General features: G+C 46.1%; 21 protein-coding genes. 5 read left to right on the top strand and 16 right to left on the bottom strand.

Annotation, left to right across the window (positions count from 1 at the left end; translation table 11 throughout):
- Positions 1–142: 142 nt before the first annotated feature.
- The 3 genes from MHH25_RS11030 (at position 143) to MHH25_RS11020 (ending at position 3,841) form a co-directional block, all read left to right on the top strand.
- Positions 143–1,018, top strand: a complete 876-nt coding sequence (locus MHH25_RS11030; protein WP_340019996.1) for an AraC family transcriptional regulator — start codon at positions 143–145, stop codon at positions 1,016–1,018.
- A gap of 142 nt (positions 1,019–1,160) precedes the next feature.
- Positions 1,161–3,149: a translation factor GTPase family protein gene (locus MHH25_RS11025; protein ID WP_340019995.1), complete on the top strand. Its 1,989-nt coding sequence runs from the start codon at positions 1,161–1,163 to the stop codon at positions 3,147–3,149.
- Between the two features lie 14 nt (positions 3,150–3,163).
- A complete protein-coding gene (locus MHH25_RS11020) occupies positions 3,164–3,841 on the top strand; it encodes a tetratricopeptide repeat protein (RefSeq protein ID WP_340019994.1) in 678 nt (225 codons plus the stop codon).
- Positions 3,842–3,954: 113 nt separating this feature from the next.
- On the opposite strand, the gene MHH25_RS11015 is transcribed toward MHH25_RS11020, so the two are convergent.
- The 13 genes from MHH25_RS11015 to rpiA all read right to left on the bottom strand — a co-directional run bounded on the left by MHH25_RS11015 (position 3,955) and on the right by rpiA (position 17,162).
- The gene (locus tag MHH25_RS11015; RefSeq protein WP_340019992.1) at positions 3,955–5,016 is read right to left on the bottom strand and encodes a phosphotransferase; all 1,062 of its coding nucleotides are present in this window, start codon (positions 5,014–5,016) and stop codon (positions 3,955–3,957) included.
- Between the two features lie 92 nt (positions 5,017–5,108).
- Positions 5,109–5,735, bottom strand: a complete 627-nt coding sequence (locus tag MHH25_RS11010; RefSeq protein ID WP_017689264.1) for a GDSL-type esterase/lipase family protein — start codon at positions 5,733–5,735, stop codon at positions 5,109–5,111.
- A gap of 204 nt (positions 5,736–5,939) precedes the next feature.
- Positions 5,940–9,107 (bottom strand): MMPL family transporter, encoded by a 3,168-nt coding sequence (locus tag MHH25_RS11005; RefSeq protein WP_340019991.1) that lies wholly within the window; start codon positions 9,105–9,107, stop codon positions 5,940–5,942.
- Positions 9,104–9,562: a MarR family transcriptional regulator gene (locus tag MHH25_RS11000; RefSeq protein WP_036609512.1), complete on the bottom strand. Its 459-nt coding sequence runs from the start codon at positions 9,560–9,562 to the stop codon at positions 9,104–9,106. The genes MHH25_RS11005 and MHH25_RS11000 overlap by 4 nt, the downstream gene beginning before the upstream one ends.
- A gap of 219 nt (positions 9,563–9,781) precedes the next feature.
- Positions 9,782–10,219 carry a GNAT family N-acetyltransferase gene (locus MHH25_RS10995; RefSeq protein WP_036609514.1) on the bottom strand — a complete coding sequence of 146 codons (438 nt, stop codon included), beginning with the start codon at positions 10,217–10,219 and terminating at the stop codon, positions 9,782–9,784.
- 55 nt (positions 10,220–10,274) lie between these two features.
- Positions 10,275–10,460 carry a hypothetical protein gene (locus tag MHH25_RS10990; RefSeq protein WP_211081698.1) on the bottom strand — a complete coding sequence of 62 codons (186 nt, stop codon included), beginning with the start codon at positions 10,458–10,460 and terminating at the stop codon, positions 10,275–10,277.
- 68 nt (positions 10,461–10,528) lie between these two features.
- Positions 10,529–11,242: a methyltransferase domain-containing protein gene (locus MHH25_RS10985; protein WP_340019989.1), complete on the bottom strand. Its 714-nt coding sequence runs from the start codon at positions 11,240–11,242 to the stop codon at positions 10,529–10,531.
- A gap of 68 nt (positions 11,243–11,310) precedes the next feature.
- Positions 11,311–12,264 carry an alpha/beta hydrolase gene (locus MHH25_RS10980; RefSeq protein WP_340019988.1) on the bottom strand — a complete coding sequence of 318 codons (954 nt, stop codon included), beginning with the start codon at positions 12,262–12,264 and terminating at the stop codon, positions 11,311–11,313.
- Positions 12,265–12,300: 36 nt separating this feature from the next.
- Entirely contained in the window at positions 12,301–13,998 is a 1,698-nt protein-coding gene (locus tag MHH25_RS10975) for an ATP-binding protein (RefSeq protein ID WP_076326897.1), read from the bottom strand.
- Between the two features lie 15 nt (positions 13,999–14,013).
- Positions 14,014–15,102 carry a cobalamin-dependent protein gene (locus MHH25_RS10970; RefSeq protein WP_076318470.1) on the bottom strand — a complete coding sequence of 363 codons (1,089 nt, stop codon included), beginning with the start codon at positions 15,100–15,102 and terminating at the stop codon, positions 14,014–14,016.
- 286 nt (positions 15,103–15,388) lie between these two features.
- The gene (locus tag MHH25_RS10965) at positions 15,389–15,850 is read right to left on the bottom strand and encodes a MarR family transcriptional regulator (RefSeq protein ID WP_036670259.1); all 462 of its coding nucleotides are present in this window, start codon (positions 15,848–15,850) and stop codon (positions 15,389–15,391) included.
- Positions 15,851–15,865: 15 nt separating this feature from the next.
- Complete coding sequence (locus MHH25_RS10960; RefSeq protein ID WP_076318719.1) at positions 15,866–16,465, bottom strand: GNAT family protein; 600 nt, start codon at positions 16,463–16,465, stop codon at positions 15,866–15,868.
- 25 nt (positions 16,466–16,490) lie between these two features.
- Positions 16,491–17,162 carry a ribose-5-phosphate isomerase RpiA gene (rpiA, locus tag MHH25_RS10955; protein ID WP_047842431.1) on the bottom strand — a complete coding sequence of 224 codons (672 nt, stop codon included), beginning with the start codon at positions 17,160–17,162 and terminating at the stop codon, positions 16,491–16,493.
- Between the two features lie 510 nt (positions 17,163–17,672).
- Here rpiA and MHH25_RS10950 point away from each other — a divergent pair.
- Positions 17,673–19,415, top strand: a complete 1,743-nt coding sequence (locus MHH25_RS10950; RefSeq protein ID WP_237176430.1) for a methyl-accepting chemotaxis protein — start codon at positions 17,673–17,675, stop codon at positions 19,413–19,415.
- 46 nt (positions 19,416–19,461) lie between these two features.
- Positions 19,462–23,169, top strand: coding sequence for an amino acid adenylation domain-containing protein (locus tag MHH25_RS10945; protein WP_340019987.1), 3,708 nt, complete (start codon positions 19,462–19,464; stop codon positions 23,167–23,169).
- Between the two features lie 115 nt (positions 23,170–23,284).
- Here the strand turns inward: MHH25_RS10945 and MHH25_RS10940 are convergent, their stop codons facing one another.
- The 3 genes from MHH25_RS10940 to MHH25_RS10930 all read right to left on the bottom strand — a co-directional run bounded on the left by MHH25_RS10940 (position 23,285) and on the right by MHH25_RS10930 (position 25,225).
- Positions 23,285–23,905: a TraX family protein gene (locus tag MHH25_RS10940; RefSeq protein ID WP_340019986.1), complete on the bottom strand. Its 621-nt coding sequence runs from the start codon at positions 23,903–23,905 to the stop codon at positions 23,285–23,287.
- Positions 23,906–23,982: 77 nt separating this feature from the next.
- Complete coding sequence (locus MHH25_RS10935) at positions 23,983–24,483, bottom strand: GNAT family N-acetyltransferase (protein WP_340020487.1); 501 nt, start codon at positions 24,481–24,483, stop codon at positions 23,983–23,985.
- A 268-nt stretch (positions 24,484–24,751) separates the two neighbouring features.
- Entirely contained in the window at positions 24,752–25,225 is a 474-nt protein-coding gene (locus MHH25_RS10930) for an RbsD/FucU domain-containing protein (RefSeq protein ID WP_340019985.1), read from the bottom strand.
- Between the last annotated feature and the right edge of the window lie 54 nt (positions 25,226–25,279).

The raw sequence follows: 25,279 nt of genomic DNA, 5'->3' as shown, positions 1-25,279 counted from the left end.
TCTGCACCCTTTTATTGTAAACGCTTTAAATTCATTGTATCATCAATAAAAGGAAATTAAATTGCTTATATTGCGGTAAATATACTCTCTCATGACCAGGTATAACATCTCGTTGAAGACGATCGTCTGGAAAGGAGTCTCTATGGAACGTTCACCTGTTCGTACGACTATTCAAGCAGAATCCGGTATTCCGTTCCGCCTGGTGTACAGCGATACCAAATCCCCTCAGAACGAATTGCCAGATCACCTTCACGACTGGCATGAAATTATCTATGTATATCGGGGTCAGGGAAGCATCTTTATTGATACGGGACTTGAGAATATGCAGGAAGGAGATCTGTTCATTATACCGGGCAGCACGGTTCATCGAGCCTTGCCGGATGCAGGCAATCCTGTCACATCTTCCGCATTGTTCTTCAGCCCGGGCTTACTGGCATCGACCGCCGGAGGCGCTGCTTCTTCCTTGCTAAGCCTGTTTGAACGTTGTCGTAAACAACGCGTGTATAAGAGGCATTTGAACACAGAGGAGCAATTACAGGTGGCCGCCCTCATTGATAATATTCAGACCGAATTCCAGCTCGGTCATCATCTAAGCGCACATGCGGCCCTGTTAAGGCTGCAACTGTTGCTCATTTTTCTGGAACGTCTGGAAGCTGCGGGACCTGCGAATCAGGGTAAATCCGCTCCTGGTCCCTCATGGCTCTCTTCTACGATCTCTCATATTGACGATAACCTTCGGAATGGCCTGTCCCTCCCTGAACTGGCGCAGCACGCCTCTGTATCCCCTGCCCATTTCAGTCGTGCCTTCAAACGATACACGGGAATGACTCTAACGGATTACGCATTAGCACGAAGGGTCATTATGGCGAAAGAGCATCTGGTGCAAGGTGATGAGACGATGGCAGCCGTTGCCGATGCTTGCGGGTTCGACAGCCTGCCCCACTTTTACCGTCAATTCAAAAAATTAACCGGTACAACACCCGCAGCATACCGCAGAACCATGAACAGTTCTCGTTAAAATAGAACCAGACTGGAACATAGGTGCCTGGGCCTAATCATATATATCCACATATTCTTCCATATGGAAGATGTGGTATGATAATCTGGATTATTACTTGTCGGAAACATTGCATTCCGTTGTCAGAGGAGCTTAGCATTCCATGTTAAACGAATTGAATCGCAGGAATATTGGCATCTTCGCCCATGTGGATGCGGGGAAAACAACCACCACCGAGCATATGTTATTTGAGAGTGGTGTCGTCCGCAGTCCGGGACGTGTAGATGACGGAACAACAGCCACAGACTCCCTGGACATTGAGAAAGAACGTGGCATATCCGTTCAGGCAGCCATGACCTCTCTGATCTGGAAGAACACCATCATTGACCTCATTGATACGCCTGGTCACATTGATTTTAGCTCCGAAGTAGAGCGAACGCTACGGGTAATGGATGGCGCTATTCTCATTCTGTCGGCAGTAGAAGGCATTCAGTCCCAGAGTGAAGCCATCTGGCATGCCCTTCGTTCACTTCGCATCCCAACCATCATTTATATTAATAAAATGGATCGGATTGGTGCGTCTGCCCCAGCGGTAATGGAGCAGATTCGTTCCACCCTGTCCCCTTTCGCATGCGAAATCCAAACGTATCAGTTCCACGAAGATTCATTTCATGGCATCGACTCGCTATGGAACCCGAATCAAGATTCCCTGTCAGATGGCACACCTTCCATTCCAGGTCTGGTCGAGATACTTGCCGAGTTGGACGAAAAGGTCATGGAAGCCTACATCCAGGAGACTCCGTTATCGCAAAGGGATCTGAATGAAGCATTCCTGCGGTATGTGCATCAGGGTGAGATGTTCCCTGTGTGTTATGGTGCTTCCGGCAAAGGAATTGGCGTCACGGCATTGCTGGACACGGTCCTTGCATTTCTGCCTCCACCTGCACAACCAGTGGACTCTCCCGTATCCGGTGTTGTGTTCAAAATTGAACGTGACCGTACGATGGGCCGCACGGCATACGTCCGTATGTATGGTGGCAGCTTACACAATCGGGATACCATCCATAATTCGACGCGGGAACTTGAAGAGAAAGTGACGCAGATTCGCCGTATGGATGGACGGAAATGGGCGGATACCGGTGCCGTTCACGCGGGGCAGATTGCTGCGCTGTATGGACTGAGTGACACACATGTGGGTGACATTATCGGCAATCCTGAAGGTGTACCTCCTCTGCCACAGATGGCTGTGCCTTTGCTGACCGTACAAGTACATGGCAAGGACCCGGCACGTTACCCCGATCTTGTCGCAGCATTGCAAGAGTTGACGGATGAAGACCCCTTACTCGACCTGCAATGGTTGCCGGAGGAACGAGAACTGCATCTCAAGGTCATGGGAACCATTCAGCTTGAGATTTTATCCAGCCTGTTGCTGAGTCGTTTCGGATTGGATGTCGTGTTTGATCCGCCATCCGTCATCTATAAGGAGACACCACGTACAGCCGGAGAAGGTTACATCGCTTATACGATGCCTAAGCCCTGCTGGGCTATCCTTCGCTTCAAGATTGAACCTTTGCCTCGCGGAAGCGGTCTGATCTATGCCTCAACCGTAAGGACAGAAGATCTGCTGTTACGTTATCAGAATGAAGTTGAACGACGAATTCCGGAAGCCTTGTCTCAAGGTATGCTCGGTTGGGAAGTAACCGATCTGCGCATCACGCTGGTGGAAGGGGAACATCATGTCTGGCATACACATCCGCTGGATTTTGTTGTAGCCACGCCTATGGGAATCATGGATGGATTGGCGAGAACAGGTACCACTTTGCTGGAACCCCTTCTTCAGTTCCGGCTGACGGTCCCGGAGGAATACGGCGGTAAGGCCCTTAGTGATCTGGTACATATGCGGGCAACCTTCGAAGCCCCCGTCATTGGTAGCGGACGTTGTATTATTGAAGGAGTTATGCCTCTTGCCACCTCAATGGATTATCCGGTGAAACTGCGTTCCGAGACAAGCGGCCGCGGGGTGCTTACGACTTCGTTTGCCGGATACCAAGATTGTCCTGCGGATGTGAATCATACTCGCAAACGCAGAGGAGTTAACCCGCTGGATCAGTCGAAATATATTTTAAGTGTACGAAACGCGATTACATCATAAATGGAGTTGAACCTGTGCTTATTAAATTTCTTATCTTTGGTCTTCTATGGCGGATTGTAGGTAATCCGTTCATTGCCATCCTCATTTTACTCGTTATACTGTATTTCCTGGATCGTCGATACGTTGGGGTGTTCCCAAGCTTCACGAAACCTCTCAAACGTATACGTAACATCTCACGGCTTCGGCAACAGCTTGCCATGAGTCCTAATGAAGTTTCTTCCAAGCTGGAACTGGCTCGCCTGTTAATTGAGCGCAAGCGTTACAGTGAGGCACATGCCTTATTGCTTGAACTGGAGCGCCCATACGAACAATCAGCTGAGTACTGGGAGGCATTAGGGACAACTGAGCTTCATTTGGGCAACATCGAAAAAGGCGAACGTCATATTTTGCAAGCCCTCGAGATCAACCCCAGAGTCAAGTACGGACGCCCGTACCTAACCCTTGCTGGAGCTTTCAAAGATACGCATGAAGACAAAGCGCTGGATTATGTGCATCAGTTTCAGGAGATTCATTCCTCTTCCAGTGAAGCTTATTATCTGCTCGGCTCGGTTCACCGTTCCCTCGGACGCAATGCAGACGCGAAGCAGGCTTACGAGCAATCGTTAAACGTTTATCGTTCGTTGCCCAAATACAAAAAACGTCAGGAGCGCCGCTGGGCTGTCCGCAGTTGGTTCCGCAAACGTGGATTGTAATGTCATCCGCTATACACTGTAATCTTCACATATCATTTTTCTAACTAATAAAAGTGCACTGATCTCTGCCCTCGTATGAGCAGAACCAGTGCACTTTATTCTTAACAGCGATATTAATACACCAATATCTCACGCAGTCGTTCTTCATGGAGATGCATCCAGTCGATCCGCTGTTTCAGCTTCACAATCTGCTCCACAGCCACTTCCGGCTCATCTGTACCCTCGAACATCCGACTGATGAAATGCATGACCACATCCAGACTACGCAGCAAAATCAATCGTGGTATGGCCAGCAACTCTTCCGGTTTCAGGCTGACCTGTTCCCGAAATCCCCTGATCAGTCCCTCCTGTGCCTGCCACATCCAATCTTCACTCTTGTCCATGGTAAGGAGGTCAGACATCGGAACAGCCAGCTCCATTACCCGCAAATCCCATGTCGTAAATTCAAAATCCAAAATGGCACAGATTTCACCATCCTGCTGATCTACCAATACATTCGAGGCATTCACGTCCCCATGAACCAATTGATGCGGCAGATGTTCCATTCCCCGCAGGGCTTCAAACAGATCTGGCAGCGCATCTCTCAGTTGCTTCAACTCATTTGCACATGAGGCCAATTGCTCCGGCGGCGATGTGCATAGCTGTAATAATCGTTCTGGTGAACAGAGCGGATACGCATCCTGAATTCGATAATATGGTGGATACACAGGTTCAAGTGGTATATCCAGCGTAGCCATAACATAAGACAGGGCCCCCGCCGCTTTACCGAGCCCTATCAATTGATCTGGTGTATGCCAGATGGGATTGACGCCTTCCCTATAATGAAACAGAGTCACGATTTTGGTATGACCTGTCAGGGTATCTTTTACAGGAAGGAATGTACCTCTCTCACCAGATAAACGCCTTACAAGTGAAGGTGTATCAAGCTTAAAGTTCGAACGTTGGAGGGCTTCCAGCACCTCGTGTTCAAAGGTGATTTTCATCGGATCATTATGTGTTTCATATTGTCTCATGACGTAATTAGTCCCGTCTACATGGAGCATGTAAGTAGAATTATTCATCCCACCCTTTCCCCGCTCGCCTTTCCAATCCGATGTAAAACCATATAAGGCCAACACTTCGGATATACGCTGCTGCTCTGAAGGATGGAGGGAACCAGAATCGATGTTTTGCACCAAAAATTAACCCCTTTATCTCACAAAATGGAACTGTCTTTTATTTATCTTAAAGGAAGTCCATCGCTTGGTCTAGTTCTGTTCCAAAGTGATCAAGAGAACGGATAATATCCCGTCCGATTAAGCTGCTCCGCAATGACACGATACCCTCTTGCATTGGGATGCACTCTGTCCCAGAACAACAGTTCACGTTCACGACCTTCAAACCTGTCATACACCTGAGCACACGCATAGTTGCCTGATCCCGCTCCATTCAGAAACGAATTATATTGGCGCACCCAGTACGCAGCTTCCGTCGCTTGTGGATACGGGTTGTACAATCCGATGGATCGGACCATATACTCATGGTTGCCCTTTAACTGCCGAATGTGCCGCATGATCTGGGATACATTACTGCGGGTTTCTCCGAGCACCTGTGTCATTTTGCTGGCATTTGGAATGCCATTACTTGCTTTGAACGTACGAATCAGATCATTCCCGCCAATGGATATGGTAATGATATCCGCTTCACGGAGCGATTGCCGCACTCGGGGATGCGAAGAGATCATCTGCAACATTTCCCCCGACGTCAGTCCATTCACGCCCATATTTTCCATGGATACAAACGTACGAACATTCATTTCTGCCATTCGCCGATATAAAGGAACAAAGCCGGTGCCCAGCAACGCTCCTGTACCTACCGTTAATGAATCTCCTATAGCCACATATCGATATACCATCCCGTCGCCCCTCTCTGCTGTGATTTCTCTGAACAATAATGAACTGCTCTATATCTTATGATGGGTGGCAAGACAAGGCGCGGGATGGTGTCCTTAGGCATGCACCTTTCTTTTGCATAAAACCATATTTCTTCTTCTGTAGAGGTAAAAAAAAGAAAAAAGCCCTGCCGCATAACGCGGCAGAGCCTGATTCATTGCAATGCATTACATGCCTATGGTCCGATCCGAATCAACGGAATCTGATTGTTCCTTGTTCGGGAACGGCCACCAGTTGGCCCGGCCAAACATCTTCACCATCACTGGGACGAAGAATGGCAGGAACAGCAGAGAGTACAAGATCAGTCCGCTAAGGACTACTGTGGCAATCTGCATCATCGAGAGAACACCGGATGGATACATCGCAGCAAATGTACCGCTCAGAATGACTGCGGCAGATAGAATAACGGTGCCCATGTTTTTCATCGCGTACAACATCGCATCCTGTACTTTCATACCTTTGTTCTCATTGAAACGGTCCATCAGGAAGATGCTATAATCCACACCAAGTGCAATCAGCATAACAAATCCGAAGAACGGAGTAACCCAGCTAATGCCTGCGAATCCGAGGATATTAACAAAGATCACTTCGGTTAACGCCATCGATGTGAAATAAGCCAGTAATAAGGAAACAATCAGATACAATGGCATAATGACCGAGCGAAGCAGTACGACCAGAATAATAAATGTGCCTGCCAGCATCAGCATTACAGTACGTGTATAGTCGTTATTCGAGATCTCCTGCAAATCTGCAAACGTGCTGGTAACGCCACCTATGGCGATATCTGCTTTTTCAAGTGTACTGCCTTGTACCGCGCGATGTACTGCCGCCTCAATGTCAGGAACACGATCAATGGCTTCTGTTCCGTATGGATTTTCGGCGAGAATAACATCAATCGTCATCGTTTTCCGATCTTCAGACAGATACGTATCAAATACCTGTGTGAAGTCTTTGCTGTTCAGTGCTTCTTCAGGAACGTACCAGCCTGCCAGATCGGAATCTGGTGAATTTTGCAATTGCGTCAGGTAGTCCTGCGCTGAATCCAGTCCACCGGATACCTGTTTAATACCATCGACACTTTGATTCAAGCCATCTGTCAGTTGTGTCAGCTGACCACTCAGATCCGAGAAGCCTTGCTGAATTTTCTCCTGACCACCCTGAAGCTGGCCAAGTCCATCCTGAATGGAAGGAATTTCACTAATCACTTTACCCTGACCATCCGCAGCCTGTTTGAGACCGGATTGCAACTGACCGATTCCCGTTACAATCTGGCCCAGGCCATCGGCAAGCGCCTTTTGTCCGGCTGCTGCGGAGGCAAACCCTTCATTGGCCTGATTAATTCCAGCAGCGGCTTCCCCAAGTTTGGTCTTAATCTGACCCAAACCTTGAGCAAGCTGCGCTGTGCCAGAACCTGTTTCTCCAATCGTACCTTTGATACGCTGGTAATCAGCATCTTGCTGCAATTCAGGATAACGCTCTTCAAGTGCTGTGAAGGATTCGGACAGACTGGTTAGAGCTGTTGAAACCCCGTTCAGCTGTTGTTCCAGTTCGCGGGTCCCATCCCCCAGTGCAGCGACCCCTGCTCCCGCCTGACGATAGGCTTCAAGCAACTGATTGTTCGCCTGCGCAAGCTGATCTGCACTCGTTTTGGCTTGCTGAAGTCCGGCTTTCAGATCACCCGCACCTGCGGAACCATCACGAATACCTTTTTCAATCTGCCCTAGTCCCTCACTGAGTTGCGTGATACCCGATTGCAACTGGGAGGTTCCTTTGGTAAGTTCACCTGCTCCATCAGCAGCTTCTTTTAACTGTGGTTCATTTTTACTTAGCTGACTGCTGGCTTCACTCAGTCCATCACGGATTTTGTCCAGACCCGTCTTGCCTTCACCCAGTCCATCCGATAATGTTCCCACTTGCTGTGTAACTTCAAAATCTTTAATCTCATCACCCGTAGGTCGTGTCATACTACGGACACCAGAGACTCCGGCTACTTTCTCTACTTCCCGGCTAATTTTCTCGGCAACGGCCATATACTTTGCATTATCCATCTCTTCATCGTTCTGGATGACGATCTGACCCGGCAGTGATTCACCCGGACCGAAGCTGTCAGAGATAATGTTAAATGCTTTTACGGAATCATATTTCTCGCCAATCTCATCGAGACTGTTGAACGACAGTTTGCCATCGTAGGTTGCCAGAAGAGGCACACAGACAGCTGCAACGATGAGCAGCGCAGCCCATGGACGTTTTAGTGAAAAGCGACCAGCTGCACCATAGATCTTGCTCTCGGCATGTTCAAGTGAACCCTTCGACGGCCAGAATAACTTCTTGCCTAACACCGCCATGAAGAATGGCACGATGGTCACCAAGGCAAGCATCATCACTGCAATACCTACAGCTACGGCAACCGCAGAACGGTACAACATAAACTGGGCAAATCCGATCGCAATGAATCCAACCAGCACAGCTAGTGCTGAGAAGAGTACCGTTTTACCGGCAGTACGATAGGTCGCAATGATGGCATCCCACGTATTCTCATGATGAGCCAGTTCTTCCTTGAACCGACTGATCAACAGGATGCAGTAATCCGTACCAATCCCAAACATGACGGCGACCATAAAGATCTGTGTAAACGTGGATATCGGGAAGTCCATCCCATCCACCAGAAATGCAACAATCTGTTGCGATACAATGTAACTGATCCCCACCGTCAGTAGCGGTACAAACGGAGCTACAAACGAACGGAAGACCAAGAACAGAATGAGTAAAATAAAGACAACGGTAATATATTCCGATTTCTTAAGCCCCTCTTGGGAACTTTCAATGGTGTCCTCATCAATCAGACCTTTACCGGTTATGTAGTGCTCCACATTGACGGACTTCAATGCTTCATTCAGGTCTTCCCGCATTTCCTTGACCGTACGATCTCCCTGATCAATGGATAGCGATGTTAGAATCGTTTTTCCGTCAGCTGAGATCATCTTCTCGGACAGTTCAGGCTGAGAGAAAGGTTCCAGAATGGACAGAATACCGAGCTTCTCCTTGTCGGCCTCCAATTGCTTAACGGCCTTCTCTGCCTCTTGTTTCCCCGTGGTGCCCAGCCCATCGGGATTATAGAATACAAGGGCGATCTGGCTCCCCTGTTGTTCTCCTTTTTGTGCTGCAGCTTCATTCAGAATCGCTGCTGCCTGGGTGGAAGAGTACCCTTCCGGAACCGAAAACTGTCCCTTTTCCCGAATCAGTTCACTCATGTTAGGGGCGGTAAACATCAACACGGCAGCTACAACAACCCATAGCCCCATTAACCACCATCTTGCTTTTAGTATCGTTCTCATTCGTTCTCCCGTCCTCCTTCATGCGATAGCAAAGCTGCAAGCTTCTCAAAAGATTCAATGAAAATTCGGACTTCTTCCGGTTTAAAATGAACCAGATACGGCTCCAGAATCTGCTGTATTTCCTGTTCTGTTTCCCTGTATACCTGTCGTCCGGTATCCGTCAGTGTCAGATATACAACGCGGCGGTCACGTTCATCCCCGGCCCGATGGACCAGATCGCGATCCACCAGCTTGTTGACCAAAGCGGTAATGCTACTCTTACCTATACACAGAAGCTCTGCAAGATCAGAGGGCGTGCAGAAAGGTTTCTCTTCAATCAGACGAAGTGCGCAGAACTGATCGGTCGTTATGGTCTGCCCCACTTGTTCGCGTATCCGCGTATCAAACCGCTTATTGACCATAAAGGAAGCATCCAAATAGCGGTTCACCAAACTTTTTGCATCCGGTGTACTCATTCTTCATTCTCCTTTCCCAAATCTATATAGTTCACTTAACGAACTATTCTTCTGTGAAACTATTCTATAATGAAACAATCTTACAAAGCAATACTTTTTTCCTGCTTTTTAGATGAAAACGACAAAAAAACAGGACGTCCGACTCAGCTCATTGCCAAATCCAACATCCTGTACTGATGATAATCCATATATTTCTTAAAGTAATAAAAGGTCTCTGTGCTACTCTTCGTCCGTATCTTCCTCTTTTTCAAGCACACAACGGAATCGCTCCACACCTGGGTATAATTCACCCAGACTATATACCACAAACCCCGTATTCCGATAAAACTCGACGGCTTCCAACTCGGTCTCCGCAATCAGTCTATCGGGATTGTATGTTGCCAACAGTTGTGAGATCATACCACGTCCATAATTTTTAAAGCGGTTTTCAGGCAAAACCGAGATATGATGAATGGTAACCTCACTTGTTCCTGTCTTCTCATATCCAATCAGACCGATCAATTGTCCCTCATCTTCGTAACCGCCCATTTGCAATTCGTCTTTCTCTACATATTGTTGCAACGCACGGTTCAAGTGATCCGGATCAGGAAAAACCGAGTAGGACAATAGTTCCTGTACTTCCGGCTCCTGTATGCGTGATTTCAGATTAATTAACACCTTGATTCCTCCTATACCTTGCTTGTTTCCGTTATCGTATTGTAGTCGTTAGCCTCTAAAAGTTCAAGTCGTGTGCCGATTCAGCTCCGATACCCTCCAGCACATTTTGCTCAGCATTGGTATCGTGATAACGGTTGCAACCATTCTTTTGCACATAGGATAAAATCTTCCCGTTCTGATCTGCGACAGCCACACGCGTGTGGCTCCCTCCTCCATCCATCCCTATTACATATGTATTCATCCTTAACCATCTCCCTTCCGACCACACATTAAGATTGCCGGGTCCATTGTCAGGTCCCGGCAGAGAATTTATTGCTTTTGCACAGCGAAACGAAGCAGTTCACAACGAAATTGTGTCGGTTCATCATACTTTTCCTCTTCAATCGTCTGTGTAACGTGTTCCTGAAGCAGAATATTCCAGCCTTTGTAGGCATCCTCCAGTATAGCAATCGCCTCGGCTGTGGGCAGGTTCAGTTCAATTAATGGTTTAATCTCCTTGCCTGTATTGATTTCTTTCTCCTCCACATTGGTACTCATCGTAATACAATGAATGCCCCCTGTACGAGTTCCGGCCTGTAACCGGTCTATCGCTTCCATGAAGGCTTGCTTATTTGAGACATGTTCCAGACAAGAACAAGCAGCGATATAGTCAAAATAGTTTGGTTCCACAGCATAATGTTCAACATCTGCTTTCACTGCCTGCACGATATGATCAACCTGATATTCTTTCGCATACTTGCGAAGTCCGTCTACGGCCTCATCCAGTAAATCCACACCGATGACTTCACTCTTCGTTTTTACAAGGCGCTGTGCAATCGGTATCGTATGCCTCCCCACTCCGCATCCCAGATCGAGGACACGCAACTCCTCCTTGTGAGCAAGTAAGCGTTCCAGCATATCCATCACCATAGGCACGGGCCTCGACATCCAGGTACCAGAGGCGAATAATTCATTATTCTGATAGAAATTGGAATGATAACCTTCCTCTGCTTTTCGTGCAGCCTCAAATTGTTCGTTTCCCATCAAGATACCCCCATCGTTTAGTAAATGATTTGCATCTTCTACTTAATACCCAGATTGTCACAAAAAAATCAATTAAAAGCAGGTGACAGATTTTTCTTCATAAAGGATTCCAGTGCCGCCTCATATCCGGTGCGATCGACTTGAAACGCTGTGCCATGACCGGCACGGGGGACGGTCAGCAATTCCTTTTTGGTTGGGCAGGCTTCATACAACCTGTACACCATTTCCGTTGGTACAAACGTATCAGCCTCTCCGTGGATGAATAACACGGGAATGTTAACTTTGGCAAGCTGCTTGAGAGCAGAAGCCTCTCTAAAGGAATACCCTGCTTTCCACCGGGAGATCAGACTTGTGACAGGTATAAACGGAAATGCAGGTAGCTTGTATAATTGCTTCAACTGGAACGTCAGTTCTTCTTCCACGGATGTATACGCACAATCAGATACAATCGCTTTAACCTGAATCGGCAGAACTTCACCACCTGTCATCAGTACGGTTGCTCCTCCCATGGATATGCCGTGCAATATGATTTCCCCTTGTGTACCCACTTTTTCAAGCACCCAGTTGGTCCACTGGACATAATCCTTCCGATCTAACCAACCAAAACCAATGATATCACCTTCACTCTGTCCATGACCTCGATCATCTGGCATGAGTACGTTATAACCATGCTTTTCCGCATAAAACCGGGCGAATCCAGCCATTTCTCTGCCTCTCCCCGAATAACCATGTGCCAGAATAACCGTCTGATTCGACCCTTTATTGGAACCGAGCCATGTACCATACAGTTTTAATCCATCATGTGATTGAAGAGATATCTCTTCTGTAGGCTGAGCATCCAGCCACTTCAGGTCAGAAGCACTGCTAATGATTTCATTGTCCGGTTCAGGCATCAGATTTGGATTATCTACCAAAAACGTTTTTGGCGTACGGCGAATGGCCGTTTTGAAAAAATAAAGCCCTCCTGTCCACAGAAGTGCAAGAACGATCAGTACCAGTACTGCAAGTACGTAGAATAACATGAACGAGCCCTACCCTCTTTCCTTATTAAGATATATTCAATCTTTACTTACTCGTTGCAGTGCTGCACATGCTGCTTGATAGGCGGGTAACAAAGCATCCAGCAAAGGTTCTGCTTTCCGTGATTGACCTTCCTTCGCGAACTGCTCTATCTGAGCAAACAAAGTTGATAAATAACGAATCCCTAGGCTCAAACTCCCTGATTTCAGATCATGGGCTACCTCGGTTGCAGCAACATGGTCACCGGACACAATATGTCTGCGCAGCACCTCAATCTTGCCAGGTGTATCGGTACGATACATGTCCAACAACATACCAAGGAGTGTACGATCGCCATCGGTGTTTAATTCCGCAATCTCATGTACGATGCTCATATTTAGTACCTCGGTCGGTTCGGAGGATTGCTGCCACTTCTCGATCATCTTACTCAAAATTTCCAGCGTGAAGGGTTTGCCAATAAAGTCATTCATCCCGGCTTCCATACACTTGTCTTTCTCTCCCTGCATGACATTACCTGTCATTGCAATGATTGGTGTGGTATGGCGCATTTCATCCATTTCTATCGAGCGGATTTTGCGTGTTGCCTCCAAACCGTCCATCACTGGCATCATATAATCCATGAGAATCAAACTGTATTTTTTGCTGAGAAAAGCAGCTATTGCCTCTTCCCCATTCACTACAGCGTCCACTTGGGTTATTCCCAGTTTTTTGAGCTGCAACATAACAAGCTGCCGGTTGATGACATTATCATCGGCCAGCAATACAGATACAGAAGGAGCTTCATCATCCATATCCTGCCCCTGATGCTCTTGAGCGGAAGCAACAGACTGGTTACCGTCTTTCTTACCAAGTGTAAGTTCGAACCAGAATGTTGATCCTTCACCCTCCTGACTGTCTACTCCAATCTGACCTTCCATCAGTGTAACGAGCGACTTGCAGATCGATAATCCAAGGCCCGTTCCTCCATACTCACTTGAGCGTCCTCGTTCAGTCTGCACGTAGGGTTGAAATAACTGGTTCTGATCTTCTTCCGAGATACCAATCCCCGTGTCTTCGACTTCAAATCGGATCATTTGTGTAATCTCATCATCTTTCATAAGGGCGACTCGTATCCGCACTGTACCTTCTGATGTGAATTTGTTCGCATTCTGAATTAGATTGATCAGTATCTGTGTAATCCTCGTTGAATCCCCTTCAAGAAGGGTAGAGATTCTGGGGTCACAGTCTATCGATAACTGATTTCCGTTCTTTCTGACTTGGGGTTCGAGCAAACGAACAATATAGTTTATCGTCTCTTGCAGATCCACTTCTCCCAGTTCAAGTCGCATCTGACCCGCCTCAAGTTTGGACAGATCCAGAAGATCCTCAATCAGCTTAAGCAACAGTTTGGTAGCATCCTGTATAACGGAAACGGAATTCTCCTGTTCTTCAGACAATGGAGACAGCTTCAGCATCTCAGCCATCCCCAATATGCCATTTAATGGCGTACGAAAATCATGACTGATGCCTGCAATAAATGCGATTTTTGAATCACCTGCGTCTACTGCTTGCTGACGTGCAGCTTCAAGACTGTTATTGTTCTTTGCAAGCAGACGCTGGAGTGTCACCAGTTCATTATTCATATCCGAGAATTCCGTAAGTATCCGTTCCTCTTGCTCTTTACTCCGGATCATCTGATCTGATAACTGCTTAATCGTTCTGCGTAGCCTCTGTATCTCTCCGCTCTCATTAGACATCACAACATCCCTCTCCTAATCCCTAACCATATCAAGATAATTACATGTAACTGGCTGAGACAGTAATTGTTCTGCAACCGCTATCGCTTCATCGGCTCCTGGAGCATAACCGTCAGCTCCTATCGTTTTCCACAACTCCTGATCAATATTAAAGGGATATCCCCCCACCATAATCTTCACATGTGCCGTTGCCGGATGATGACGGATCAGATGAATCAACTCTTTGGCCAGATGAAGGTGATACGTCATCGTAACTGAAATCGCAACAACATCGCCCTGATGCCGCTCTATAGCCTCTATGACACTTCCATTGGGAACATTGGCTCCCAGATAGTGCGTATCCCAACCTTCCATCTCGAACACATCTGTGAGCATACGCAGTCCGATCTCATGTTGCTCACTGCCTACACAGGTAGCCACTAGTTTTTTATCCTGACCCGTATGAATCAGCCAGCGGGAATAAAGACGTGATATGAATGACTGGGTCGTTGCCGTACAAAAGTGTTCTTGCCCCACACTGATACGATGGCATTGCCACAATCGTCCAATTTCATATTGGGTGGGCTGAAAGATATATCGATAAATATCTCGAATTGTCACCCCGGCTTCTAACTGGGCTTCAATGATCTCAAAGGCTTCTTTCCGTTTATTCTCAAGCAAGCACTGTAAGTACGATTGCGCGGCATCTCCATATGGCATGGATTCGTTGATGTAACCCGCTTGTGACTCCATATGTGTTGTTCTATATATTCCCATCTCCAGATACTCGAGCAGAAGTGCCTTTGACGGATGGTCAAATTCTTCTTCCAATGTCTCTTTGATCAGATTGAGATTAATCGCCAGGTCTTCTGGTGATACCTTATAACCCTCAAGTAGAACTTTCAGCCAGGCAATATAATGAGTAAACAGACCTGGACTCTGTACGAGCGTACTTTCTGCCAAATAGTTCAAGCTATACTCCGAATCCTGTTTGGTTCGCATTTTTCCATTCTCGCCAAATCGCTCAAGTAAATCGGGCTGTCTGAGATACTGTTTCTCCGTTATTTTATCAGCTAAGTTCGCAGATTCTTGGAGCAAACGTTCTCCTGCTTCTTGATGACTCATAGATGCACCCCTCCTCATACCCGCATCACACTCAATCTTCATTCGTGACTAATCCAGAATGAGATTGATGTTAGCTAACTTGCAATCGGGATAGGTTCTTCTACTTGATCCAATCCATCCATTCCGCTCTTAATCGTTATGTTCCATTATACATGAACTTTCGATAATCATGTTTTACACACGATGAATGTATAGAACAATCTTCCTATATTATGGAGGGCCTTGCAAGTCAGTCAGCCAGTATATACCTGTACTTTTCAAGATCCACAAAAAAAACTGACCTGCGTTATGAACGCAAGTCAGTTTTCCCTTCTGCCGCCAGTCCCAGCTTCTTCAACATCTTAATCGCAGCTACTTTCTCGGAAGGGTCAAGTCCTTCCAAAGCATCAATGATGACCTGATGGTGTTGAGGAAATATCTGTGTGAACAATTCTCTTCCTTCCTCGGTTAACTCAGCGTAAATGACACGCCGATCTTCCTTGGATGGTCGACGAAACAGCAGATTTTTATTTTGCAACTTATCTACAACATACGTAATATTACCACTAGACATTAACACCTTTTCACCAATCTTTTGCAATGCCTGTGGTCCCTTATGATATAACAAATCAAGCACACCAAATTCTGTCGTATTCAGTCCGTGACTCTGAATGTCCCGATTGGAACGTGAGGTCACAGAATTGTAGGCCCGAACAAGAACCACGAATAATTGTAAAGACAGTTCCCGGTTGTCCTCCGTGTTCAGCATTTCAATAATCCTCCATCAGTTGTTTACATTTCGGCTCGTATGAGGGGCCAGCTTCTGCTCCCACTCCTCACGGAGCATCCCCATACGAATTGAATCATAGTACTGTCCGCGAACGATACGACACTTCCGCATTCGCCCCTCCACCTGTAATCCGGCTTTCACAGCCGCACGCATCATACGTTCATTACCAGACCAAGTAGTCAATCCAACCCGAACCAAAGGCATCTGTTCGAACAAATGACTTGACCACATGACAAGTGAGCGTGTGCCAACCCCGCGTCCCCACTCGACAGATCTGTATATTACAATCCCCATTTCCAGCCACATGGATAACTCATCTTCTATGTAATAGCTGATTGTACCCACAATTTGTCTGTCGGATTCAATAATACGGATTGATACGGGTCTGGAATCGCCTGGATCTACGTCCATACGTTTGAGCATACCTTGTTCAAAACTTTCATAACTTTCGTGTTTAAGTGGGTAATAGGGTGCATCCCATTGCTTCCATTCAGGTACGTCATCACTGTAGATCAATTCATAGAGTTCTTTCAGATCCTGTTTCTCCACACACCTGAGTACAAGTTCACCATCAACGATTGGCAGTTCTTTCATACGATGAAAATCACCCTCTTCCATATTAAGAACGATGAAGCTCTTCGATACTTCCATCCGCATTGGCAAGAATGACTGTACTAGCCATATCCACAAATAGTCCGTTATCAACAACACCTGGTAACATATTCAATTGAACATTAAGGTCCGCAGCGTGATCAATCGCCTCCAAGTGGCAATCTGCTATCAGGTTTCCGTTGTCTGTCAGATAACGTTGCTGTCCATCCATCCGCCACTGTGGTTGACACCCCAATTTTTCGAGCGCCTGGAAGGTCCACTCAGAAGCAAATGGAACCACCTCAACTGGAAGCGGGAATTTCCCCAACTTTTGCACGGCTTTGCTGCCATCCGCTACAATAATCAATTTGTCACTATTGGCCGCCACGATTTTCTCACGCAAAAGAGCCCCGCCCCCCCCTTTAATCAGGTTAAATTCGGGATCAACTTCATCAGCACCATCAATGGTCAGATCCAGACGTCCAATCTGGTCAAATGGGACGATGGGAATCCCCCATTCACGGGCAAGCTTGTCTGAAGCCTCTGAAGTGGCAACCGCTTGAATGTTCAATCCATCACGTACCCGCTCACCGATCCGGCAGATGGCATAATAAGCTGTTGAACCTGTACCCAATCCAACCTTCATTCCATCTTCAACATATTCTGCCGCACGCTCTGCTGCTATCTGTTTAAGATTCATCTATAAACCCCCGCTGCTCATAATTTGAGAAATGCATATGTAGTTATTATAGATAAAACCGCTTCCGATGTATATCCGTGCCTTCTGTTGCATCTCTGCCATCATATTTTTGTTTTGTTGAAGGATGTATTTTTACCCACCATGTTATAGAATACAGAATGAAGCTAAAAAATGGGAAATTTAAAAATAAACAGTTCTAAATACCTATAAACCATCTGATATGTCCATAAATACGTAAAATATTAAAAAAAATTTAACGATACTATTCAATTTAACGACATTTTATACGACATATTAATTATAGATGTGTTTTAATAATTAGACACCTATGGTTCATACGGTACATAAGTCTCTACGAAAGCGACTGATAAACCAAGACCATGGTCGCATAAATTTCCTTTGGAGGGGATCACGGAATGATCTAGTTCACTGTACCAATGCAACCCTAAAGTTTCTTAATTTAAAGAAGATCAGGAGTGGAATTTAGTGAAATCATTAAGTTGGAAAAGCATGTCGTTTTTCTCCAAAAATTTGTTACTCTCATTTACTAATATCGTTATCATCGGGGTAGCACTTATCGCAAGCAGTTACTATTTTCAAAAAACAGTTCTTGTTGATCAACTGCATGGACAGGTGGAACAAATTACCAAAAAATGGGCTGAAGATATCAATCCTGCCGAGGTACAAGCTGCTATTACGGAAGGTAGCTATGATGGAGCAACACAAACGAAATTACGAGCGTATTTCGATGAGATGCAAGAATATTATCCTAACATTGCACAAGCCTACATCTTCGGTGTTGAGCTCGGTGGCGATAACAAGAGATTAACTTCCCTTGTAGCGATGCCAACCAACCTAAGAGAGGCTTTTCAAAGTGAGAACGTAAATATTGGTGACATGTATGAGCAGCCGGTCGTTGTAGCCAATGCACTGAAAGAAATGCTTAATACGGATCGCCCAACATTCACAACATTTTATTCCGATGATTTCGGAACATGGACAACCATTGCATATCCAATCAAAGACAGCAACGGAAAGATTTTCTCATATTTTGCCGTTGATGCAGATGCATCAGCCGTACCTGCGGGACTAAACTCCTTGCTCAAAAACGGAATTATCATCCTTGTAGCCTTCTTGCTGTTATTCCTGATTATCCAATACCTTGTAGTTAAAAACACACTTTCCCCTATCCGTCACTTGATCAAAGGAATTGATGACGTAAGTCGGGGTAATTTGAATGTCAACATTCCGACAGGCAAAGACGATCTGGGACTCGTTAACGAGAAGTTCAACACCATGGTTCGCAAAATCAACGATACTATCGTTAAAGTGCAAATCACGTCACAAGAAGTAAATCAGTCTGCCAAAGAGCTATATGAAGTTTCCGAGCGCAACAGTGAGAATGCAGATTCTATCAATAATAATGTAACTCAAATCACTTCCAACATTCGTTCACAGGAACAGGCAACCCGGGATAGTGCACGTGCCATGTCAGAGATGGCTACCGTGATCCAGACGATTGCCAGCAGCTCGGCAAGTGTAGCGGATGAAGCCTATGAGATGGAACGTCGTTCGCAACAAGGTAACAGTGTTGTCCGTCAGGTGTCTGAACAGATGAATCTGATTACGGAATCGGTTAAGAATACCGCTTCTGCCATTGAGGTTCTGGAGAGTCGTTCACAGGAAATCGGCGATATTCTCAATATCATCTCGGGTATCTCCAGCCAGACCAACTTGCTTGCTCTTAATGCTTCCATTGAAGCAGCTCGTGTTGGTGAAGAAGGAAGAGGATTTGCAGTTGTTGCAGGTGAAGTACGCAAACTTGCCGAGCAGTCTGAACAAGCAACCAGCCAGGTTGGCGTATTGATCCAAGAGATTCAAGCTGGAATTAAACAAGCTGTACGTGCAATGGAACAAGGTACGTCAGAAGTAGATACAGGACTCAGCGTAGCCGATCAAACAGGACAACTGTTCGAAGATATTTTAGAAGCAGCGAAAAAAGTATCTAATCAGATTCAGGAAGTATCAAGCGCGACAGAAGAAATCTCTGCGGGTACGGAGGAAATGACCGCTACAGCGGACGACTTGTCTTCAAGCGTAAGCAAGACAGCAAACAGCAGTGAACAAATTTCCTCATCTGTTGATGAGCAAAAAGCATCTTTGATTACACTGGTAGACTCCTCCACACGCCTTAACAGCATGTCTGAGGAACTCCAAGAATTGATCTCTCATTTCAATGTAAGCAAACAATAATTCAAATCCACAAACATTCGGTTTGAACCAAGGAGGAATAACTGAAGTGATTGAAAACCAACCATCTTCTTCCCATTCCATGGAATCTAGCTTGCCAGTTCTGCAGATTCCACTGGATTTTGGGCGACGTCAACAATCATTCTCTTATCAGTCTGCTCAAATCACATTACATGCTTCTCTGAGCCGTGAACTTAAACAGAAGTATGGAGAACAGATGGTGTACCCGGTACTACTCTCAGCTTATGCAGCCTTGTTATTCCGATTGTCAGCTGAACAGGAACTTGCCATAGGTATACTTTCCCCCGATCAGGCAGCTTCCTATCTTTCATTACAGATTCAGGGGAAATTGACCTTCAGCCAACTATGTCATCAAGTTTCAGAGCAGCTCAAGATTGAATACACGTTGCAAAACGGTGGATACCCTGAATCGTTTTTTATGCTGAATAGTGTACAGTTGCCTCAAGCTCCTCAAATATTAAACTGGAACGTTCGAGATGATCAGAACATGCTCATCCTCGATCTGTTCTATGATAGTTCACTGTTAAAAGAGTCTACCGTGCTGAGATATGCAGAATATTATCAGACTCTTCTACTCGCCCTCGTGCGTGACGGTGAGAAAGCAATCGGTACGGTAGATATTCTTTCCGCCTCAGATCGATTGCTTTACCGTGAAATGAATGATACTTCTGTTCTCGAACCAGAGAATCAAACGGTTCATGGCTGGTTCGAAGCAACGGCAGCGGCATATCCAGATTCACCGGCGATAACATCGCCATCCAAAAGTTATACGTACAGGGAATTGAATGAACGAGCTAATCAGGTTGCACGTGTTCTGTTATCCAATGGATTGCAGAAAGGTGAATTCGTGAGTATCTTTATGGATCGAAGTCTGGAGACGATCATCTCCCTGCTTGGTATTCTGAAGGCAGGTGGTGCGTATGTTCCGATCGACCCTGAGCATCCACAAGAACGTAACAGTTATATCGTGGAAGATACGGCATCCTCCTTCGTGCTGACAACGGAGGCTTCTTATGCCCAAGCTTCCAGCTTGTTCTCCAGTATAGCTACGGTCCGTCAGATTCTCGCTGTGGATGGTCGTTTAGCCGGATTTGCAGCAAGTAATCCCAATCTGGATATTCAGCCGGATGATCTTGCGTATATTATCTACACGTCAGGGTCGACCGGTAAACCCAAAGGTGCACTGATTGCCCACCGAGGTGTAACCAATCTTGGCAGTGTGGTTCAGCGTGATTGTGACATTCAACCAGGTGATGTATTAACCCAGTTTGCTACATACAGCTTTGATGCATCCGTGTGGGATACCATTGGCGCCTTGTTCTATGGAGCAGAATTATATCTGTTGTCTGCGGAAGAACGTGTATCCGTTGAAGAATTCGCAAGTGCAATTGAACGGACAGGAACAACCATCATTACGATACTGCCTACGATTTTCTTCAATCAGCTTGCTTCCTACTTATCCGATGAAGGTTTCCACAAGCTGGCCAAAGTCAGAATCATTACTGTAGCCGGAGAAGCGTTATATGGTGAACAGGTTCGTGCCTTCCAGCGCAAATTCGGAAACCAGATTGATATTGTTAATGTGTACGGACCTACCGAATGTACAGTAGCCACAACTACTCACCGCATCAGTGAGCAGGTTCCCGAACATGTGGTGAGCATCCCTATCGGTAAACCGATTCATAACTACAAAGTATACATTGTGAATGAAGAACAACAGCTCTGTCCGGCAGGTGTACCTGGTGAGGTATATATTGCTACCCCTGCATTGGCCAAAGGTTACCTGAATCAGCCAGAACGTACAGAGCAAGCATTCATTGAGAACCCGTTTGCGATAGGTGAGAAAATCTACAAGTCTGGCGATATTGCCAAATTGCTGGATACCGGGTTGCTGGAATATGTTGGTCGCAGTGACTCTCAGCTGAAAATTCGTGGTCACCGGATTGAGATCGGGGAGATTGAAGATCACTTTGCACGGCTTGATCAGATCCAGAACGTTGCGGTCATTCCGAAGAAAGAATCCGATGGACAAAATATGCTGGTTGGTTACTTTACATCGAAAGATGGCAGTACCCTCTCTGTTACGGACATCAAGGCAGAACTGACGGAGAAACTTCCTTCTTATTTTGTACCAAAGTGGATCTGTCAGCTGGATGAAATGCCGATTGCACCGACTGGAAAAATCAATCGCAAAGCGATGGTATCCCTGCCTCATGTGGAACGACATGAAGATCGCCCTGACCGGGTCATGCCTGAGACGGAGACGGAATCCATTATCTTGGACGCATGGAAAGAAATCCTTCAGCACGATGACTTCGGTGTCGAAGACAGCTTCTTCAATATCGGTGGGGATTCACTCCGGGTTATTCATGTACTGGTTATTCTGAAGCCACATTATCCGCAACTGAACATTGCCGACTTCTTTGCCGAGAAAACAGTCCGTGCTCTCGCTCGTCGTGTGGAAGTATTGTCTCTCAGTGCAGCAGTAGTTACGGATTCAGTGGTGACCGACGGTATGATTACACAATTATCCGAACACCCTGTGGAGCTAACGCCCCAGTTGGGGTATCCGCTCATTCGTGAACCTGAGCATGTGTTACTGACTGGAGCAACTGGTTATCTGGGCTCTCATGTGCTGCAACAGTTAATTCTGAATTCCAGTACACGGATCTACACCCTTGTTCGTCGACCTTCCAATGGAATAACTGCAATGGAACGTTTGACTAACGTGCTGGAAGGATATTTCGGCAAACAACTGACTGACCATCTCTCCACTCGTGTGGAGATTATTGAAGGGGATCTCGAACAACCTAATCTCGGTCTTTCCGCTGAACAAAGGGCTTATGTTCAGGATCGAATTGATCGTGTCATCCACTGCGCTGCAGACGTACGTCATTTTGGCGATGCCGATCAGTTCGCTAAAACAAACGTGGAAGGAACGGTCGCATTGCTAGACTTGATTCGCAGCAAACCAGGTGCTTCCTTCCACCATGTATCCACGATGGGTATTCCGGAAGATCTGGCACTCAGCGGACAATGGGAATCTTCCCTGCAATATGATCGGTTCCCGGCTGACTTGCATGTGGACAACCTGTATTCGGACAGCAAGCTTGAAGCCGAGAAAGTGCTCATGATTGCCGCCGAGAAAGGTGTGCCTGTCAGCATCTATCGTGCAGGTAATCTCACTTGCCACTCCGAAACTGGACGCTTCCAGTCCAATATTGATAGCAACGCCTTTTATCGTATGATCAAAGCAATGTTATTGCTCGGCAAGGCTCCTGCGGCTGACTGGATGGTTGATTTTACACCGATCAACTATGCAAGTGAAGCTATCGTTCATCTGGCCTTACGTCAGGATACCGCCGGTCGTGTATTCCACATCTGTAATCCGGAGCCCATCCGTTATGATGAGCTGATCCGTTCTGTGAATCGGGCTGGTTACGAAGTCGAAACGCTACCTTTCGCCGATTACACACGTTGGTTGTTCGATGCGAGCATCAGCAAAGAGCCGGAAGCTCTTCAGTTGGCTATTGCACAGCTTGAAGGCGACGGTGCGAAGGATTCAGCATATGTCTATGCTTGCCCTGTCACCACGGCTTATGTGGAACCTGCCGGTATCTCATGTGCAAAAACAGATGATCGCTTCATCTCCGCCATGTTAGACTACGCCGTTCAGATTGGATATTTCCCGTCTGCAATCCGGCGCCATAACGGCACTTCTAAAGCGATGGAGTAAGTTCACTTTATCATTAACATTTAATTAATAAATAAGGTCACACAAAGAGAAGCCATCTATCGTCATTCACTGACGATAAGATGGCTTCTTTTCTTCGCATTTTTAGGTCATTCTTTTAGACCCATCGGATAATTGCAATGATGGCAAGATGAGCTGGATAGAAATAACGCCAGACCCAACGTGGCCCCTTCATACGGAATCCCGCCTGGTAATACTGAGCAATAGCAATGCCGGCGGTTGCCAGCACACTATACATTTGCACAGAGCTGTTATGCAGCAGAAGATATAGTCCATTTAACACGACATGTGCTACGACAAGTACAGGACCCTGGAAATAGCGGAATAACAGAACCAATAACAACCCGTACATCCCGTAATCCATTTGGCTAATTTCCATGAACCAACCTGCTCCAATTACAATCGGAATCGCCAGTAGTTTGGATGGCAATTTATCAATAACGAATAATACCAACAGGGCTGACCACAATGTCCATACCACGTTCAGAGAATAATGATTAAACGCAGCCATGAACGGCACCTGTGATATGATCGCGATCCAGAACAGCCGCCATATGTATTTTTGTACGTCTCGTGTATGTTTATAACCGACATACACTGCAAAAGCATAGATTGGAAAAGCGATACGACCTATGATCCTCAACTCTATAATATGTGGAAAAAAGACAGCCCCTATATGATCAATTAACATCGTGATCATGGCAATCCACTGCATCATGTTGCGACTCCCCTCCCTTGTTGCCGACGACACGAGTGTGCCATTCATTCATATAGTGAGTCTTTTCGAGCAACCTCTTATACATTAAGTTCATAATACATGAATTTGGTATCCTGTGCATATCCTTCGGATTCATATAAAGCTTGCGCTTGTTTGTTACTTAACTCAGTTGAGAGTGATATACGAAGAACTCCTCGCTCAGATGCCAATTGCTTGGCTGCTTGCAAGAGCTTCCTGGCAATGCCTTGCTTTCGATAATCCGTATGCACATATAGATCATTAAGCACCCAGACAGGCCCCATCGATACCGAACTAAAACTGGGATATAGTTGAACAAATCCAGTACAGATTAAGCCATTGGAGAGTGACATAACGTTGCTTTTATCTGTCCCATGATCACTTTCCACATCTGTTTCTGCTACCAAAATCACCGATTCATGGCCTTCCACTCGTTCTCTAATATACTGACGTGCTGCCTCAATATCAGCATTTTGGTTGTAGAACATCCTGTATTCATTAAACAATTGTCCCACTTCGTTACAATCAGGGAGATCCGCTTGTCTGATTCGGTGTTGCATTTCACTCAACTCCTCTGGGATGGAGACCATCGTCTCCCCCTTTGTATTTCTTTCAATTGTAAAACAGTCCTTCCCTTTTCCCCATTCATCATCTGCATCAAAGTTTGTAGTATCTTGAGCAGTGAGCTGACATTCGTTCATGCGCGTTTCCAGATTGCATCCTGCTTATCTAGTCCATGCCAATTCTGTACGTTTTGTTATATTTACTTCGTATTGGCAAAAATAAAAAAGGCGACCAAAGCATCCACTGCTCCGTCGCCGTAATTATTCAGTTCGATTCAGCATTCTGCTGTTCCTGACCAGGATCAGCATCGGGGAAAATGACACCTTTCTTCAAAATAAGATTTCCATATTGCGCTCGCTCACCAGTTGCAACAATCACATAGGCATTCGAAGCGCGTTTATAAAAATCAAATCGCTCTTCATGATCAAAAGCATCCGTGATGCCTTCATATTCTTCAATCAACCGGCGGTAGTCTTCCCATATGATCGGGATCACCTGATCCCCTTTCACAACCTGCATGACAGCAGCGGGACGCTCAGCATAGGTATCCAGTGGATATAATTGCAGGATGGCATCCAGCAGTTCAACGACTCCCAGTGCATCACAACGTACCAGTCGCTTGGCATGACTGGCTGCGGGGAAATTGCCATCCGCCAGAACCAACTCGTCTCCATGACCCATTTCGGACATGATTTTGAGTAACTCTGGAGGTATTATTGCGGGTATATTCTTTAGCATACACAGCTCTCCTTGGTCATCTCCAACATTAGTTAGAGCAGATTAGTTTTCTCC

The sequence above is a fragment of the Paenibacillus sp. FSL H3-0457 genome, assembly GCF_037981725.1.
Classification (GTDB): domain Bacteria; phylum Bacillota; class Bacilli; order Paenibacillales; family Paenibacillaceae; genus Paenibacillus; species Paenibacillus amylolyticus.
Note: the sequence above shows the minus strand (reverse complement) of the source record. Positions and strands in the feature narration are given on the sequence as shown.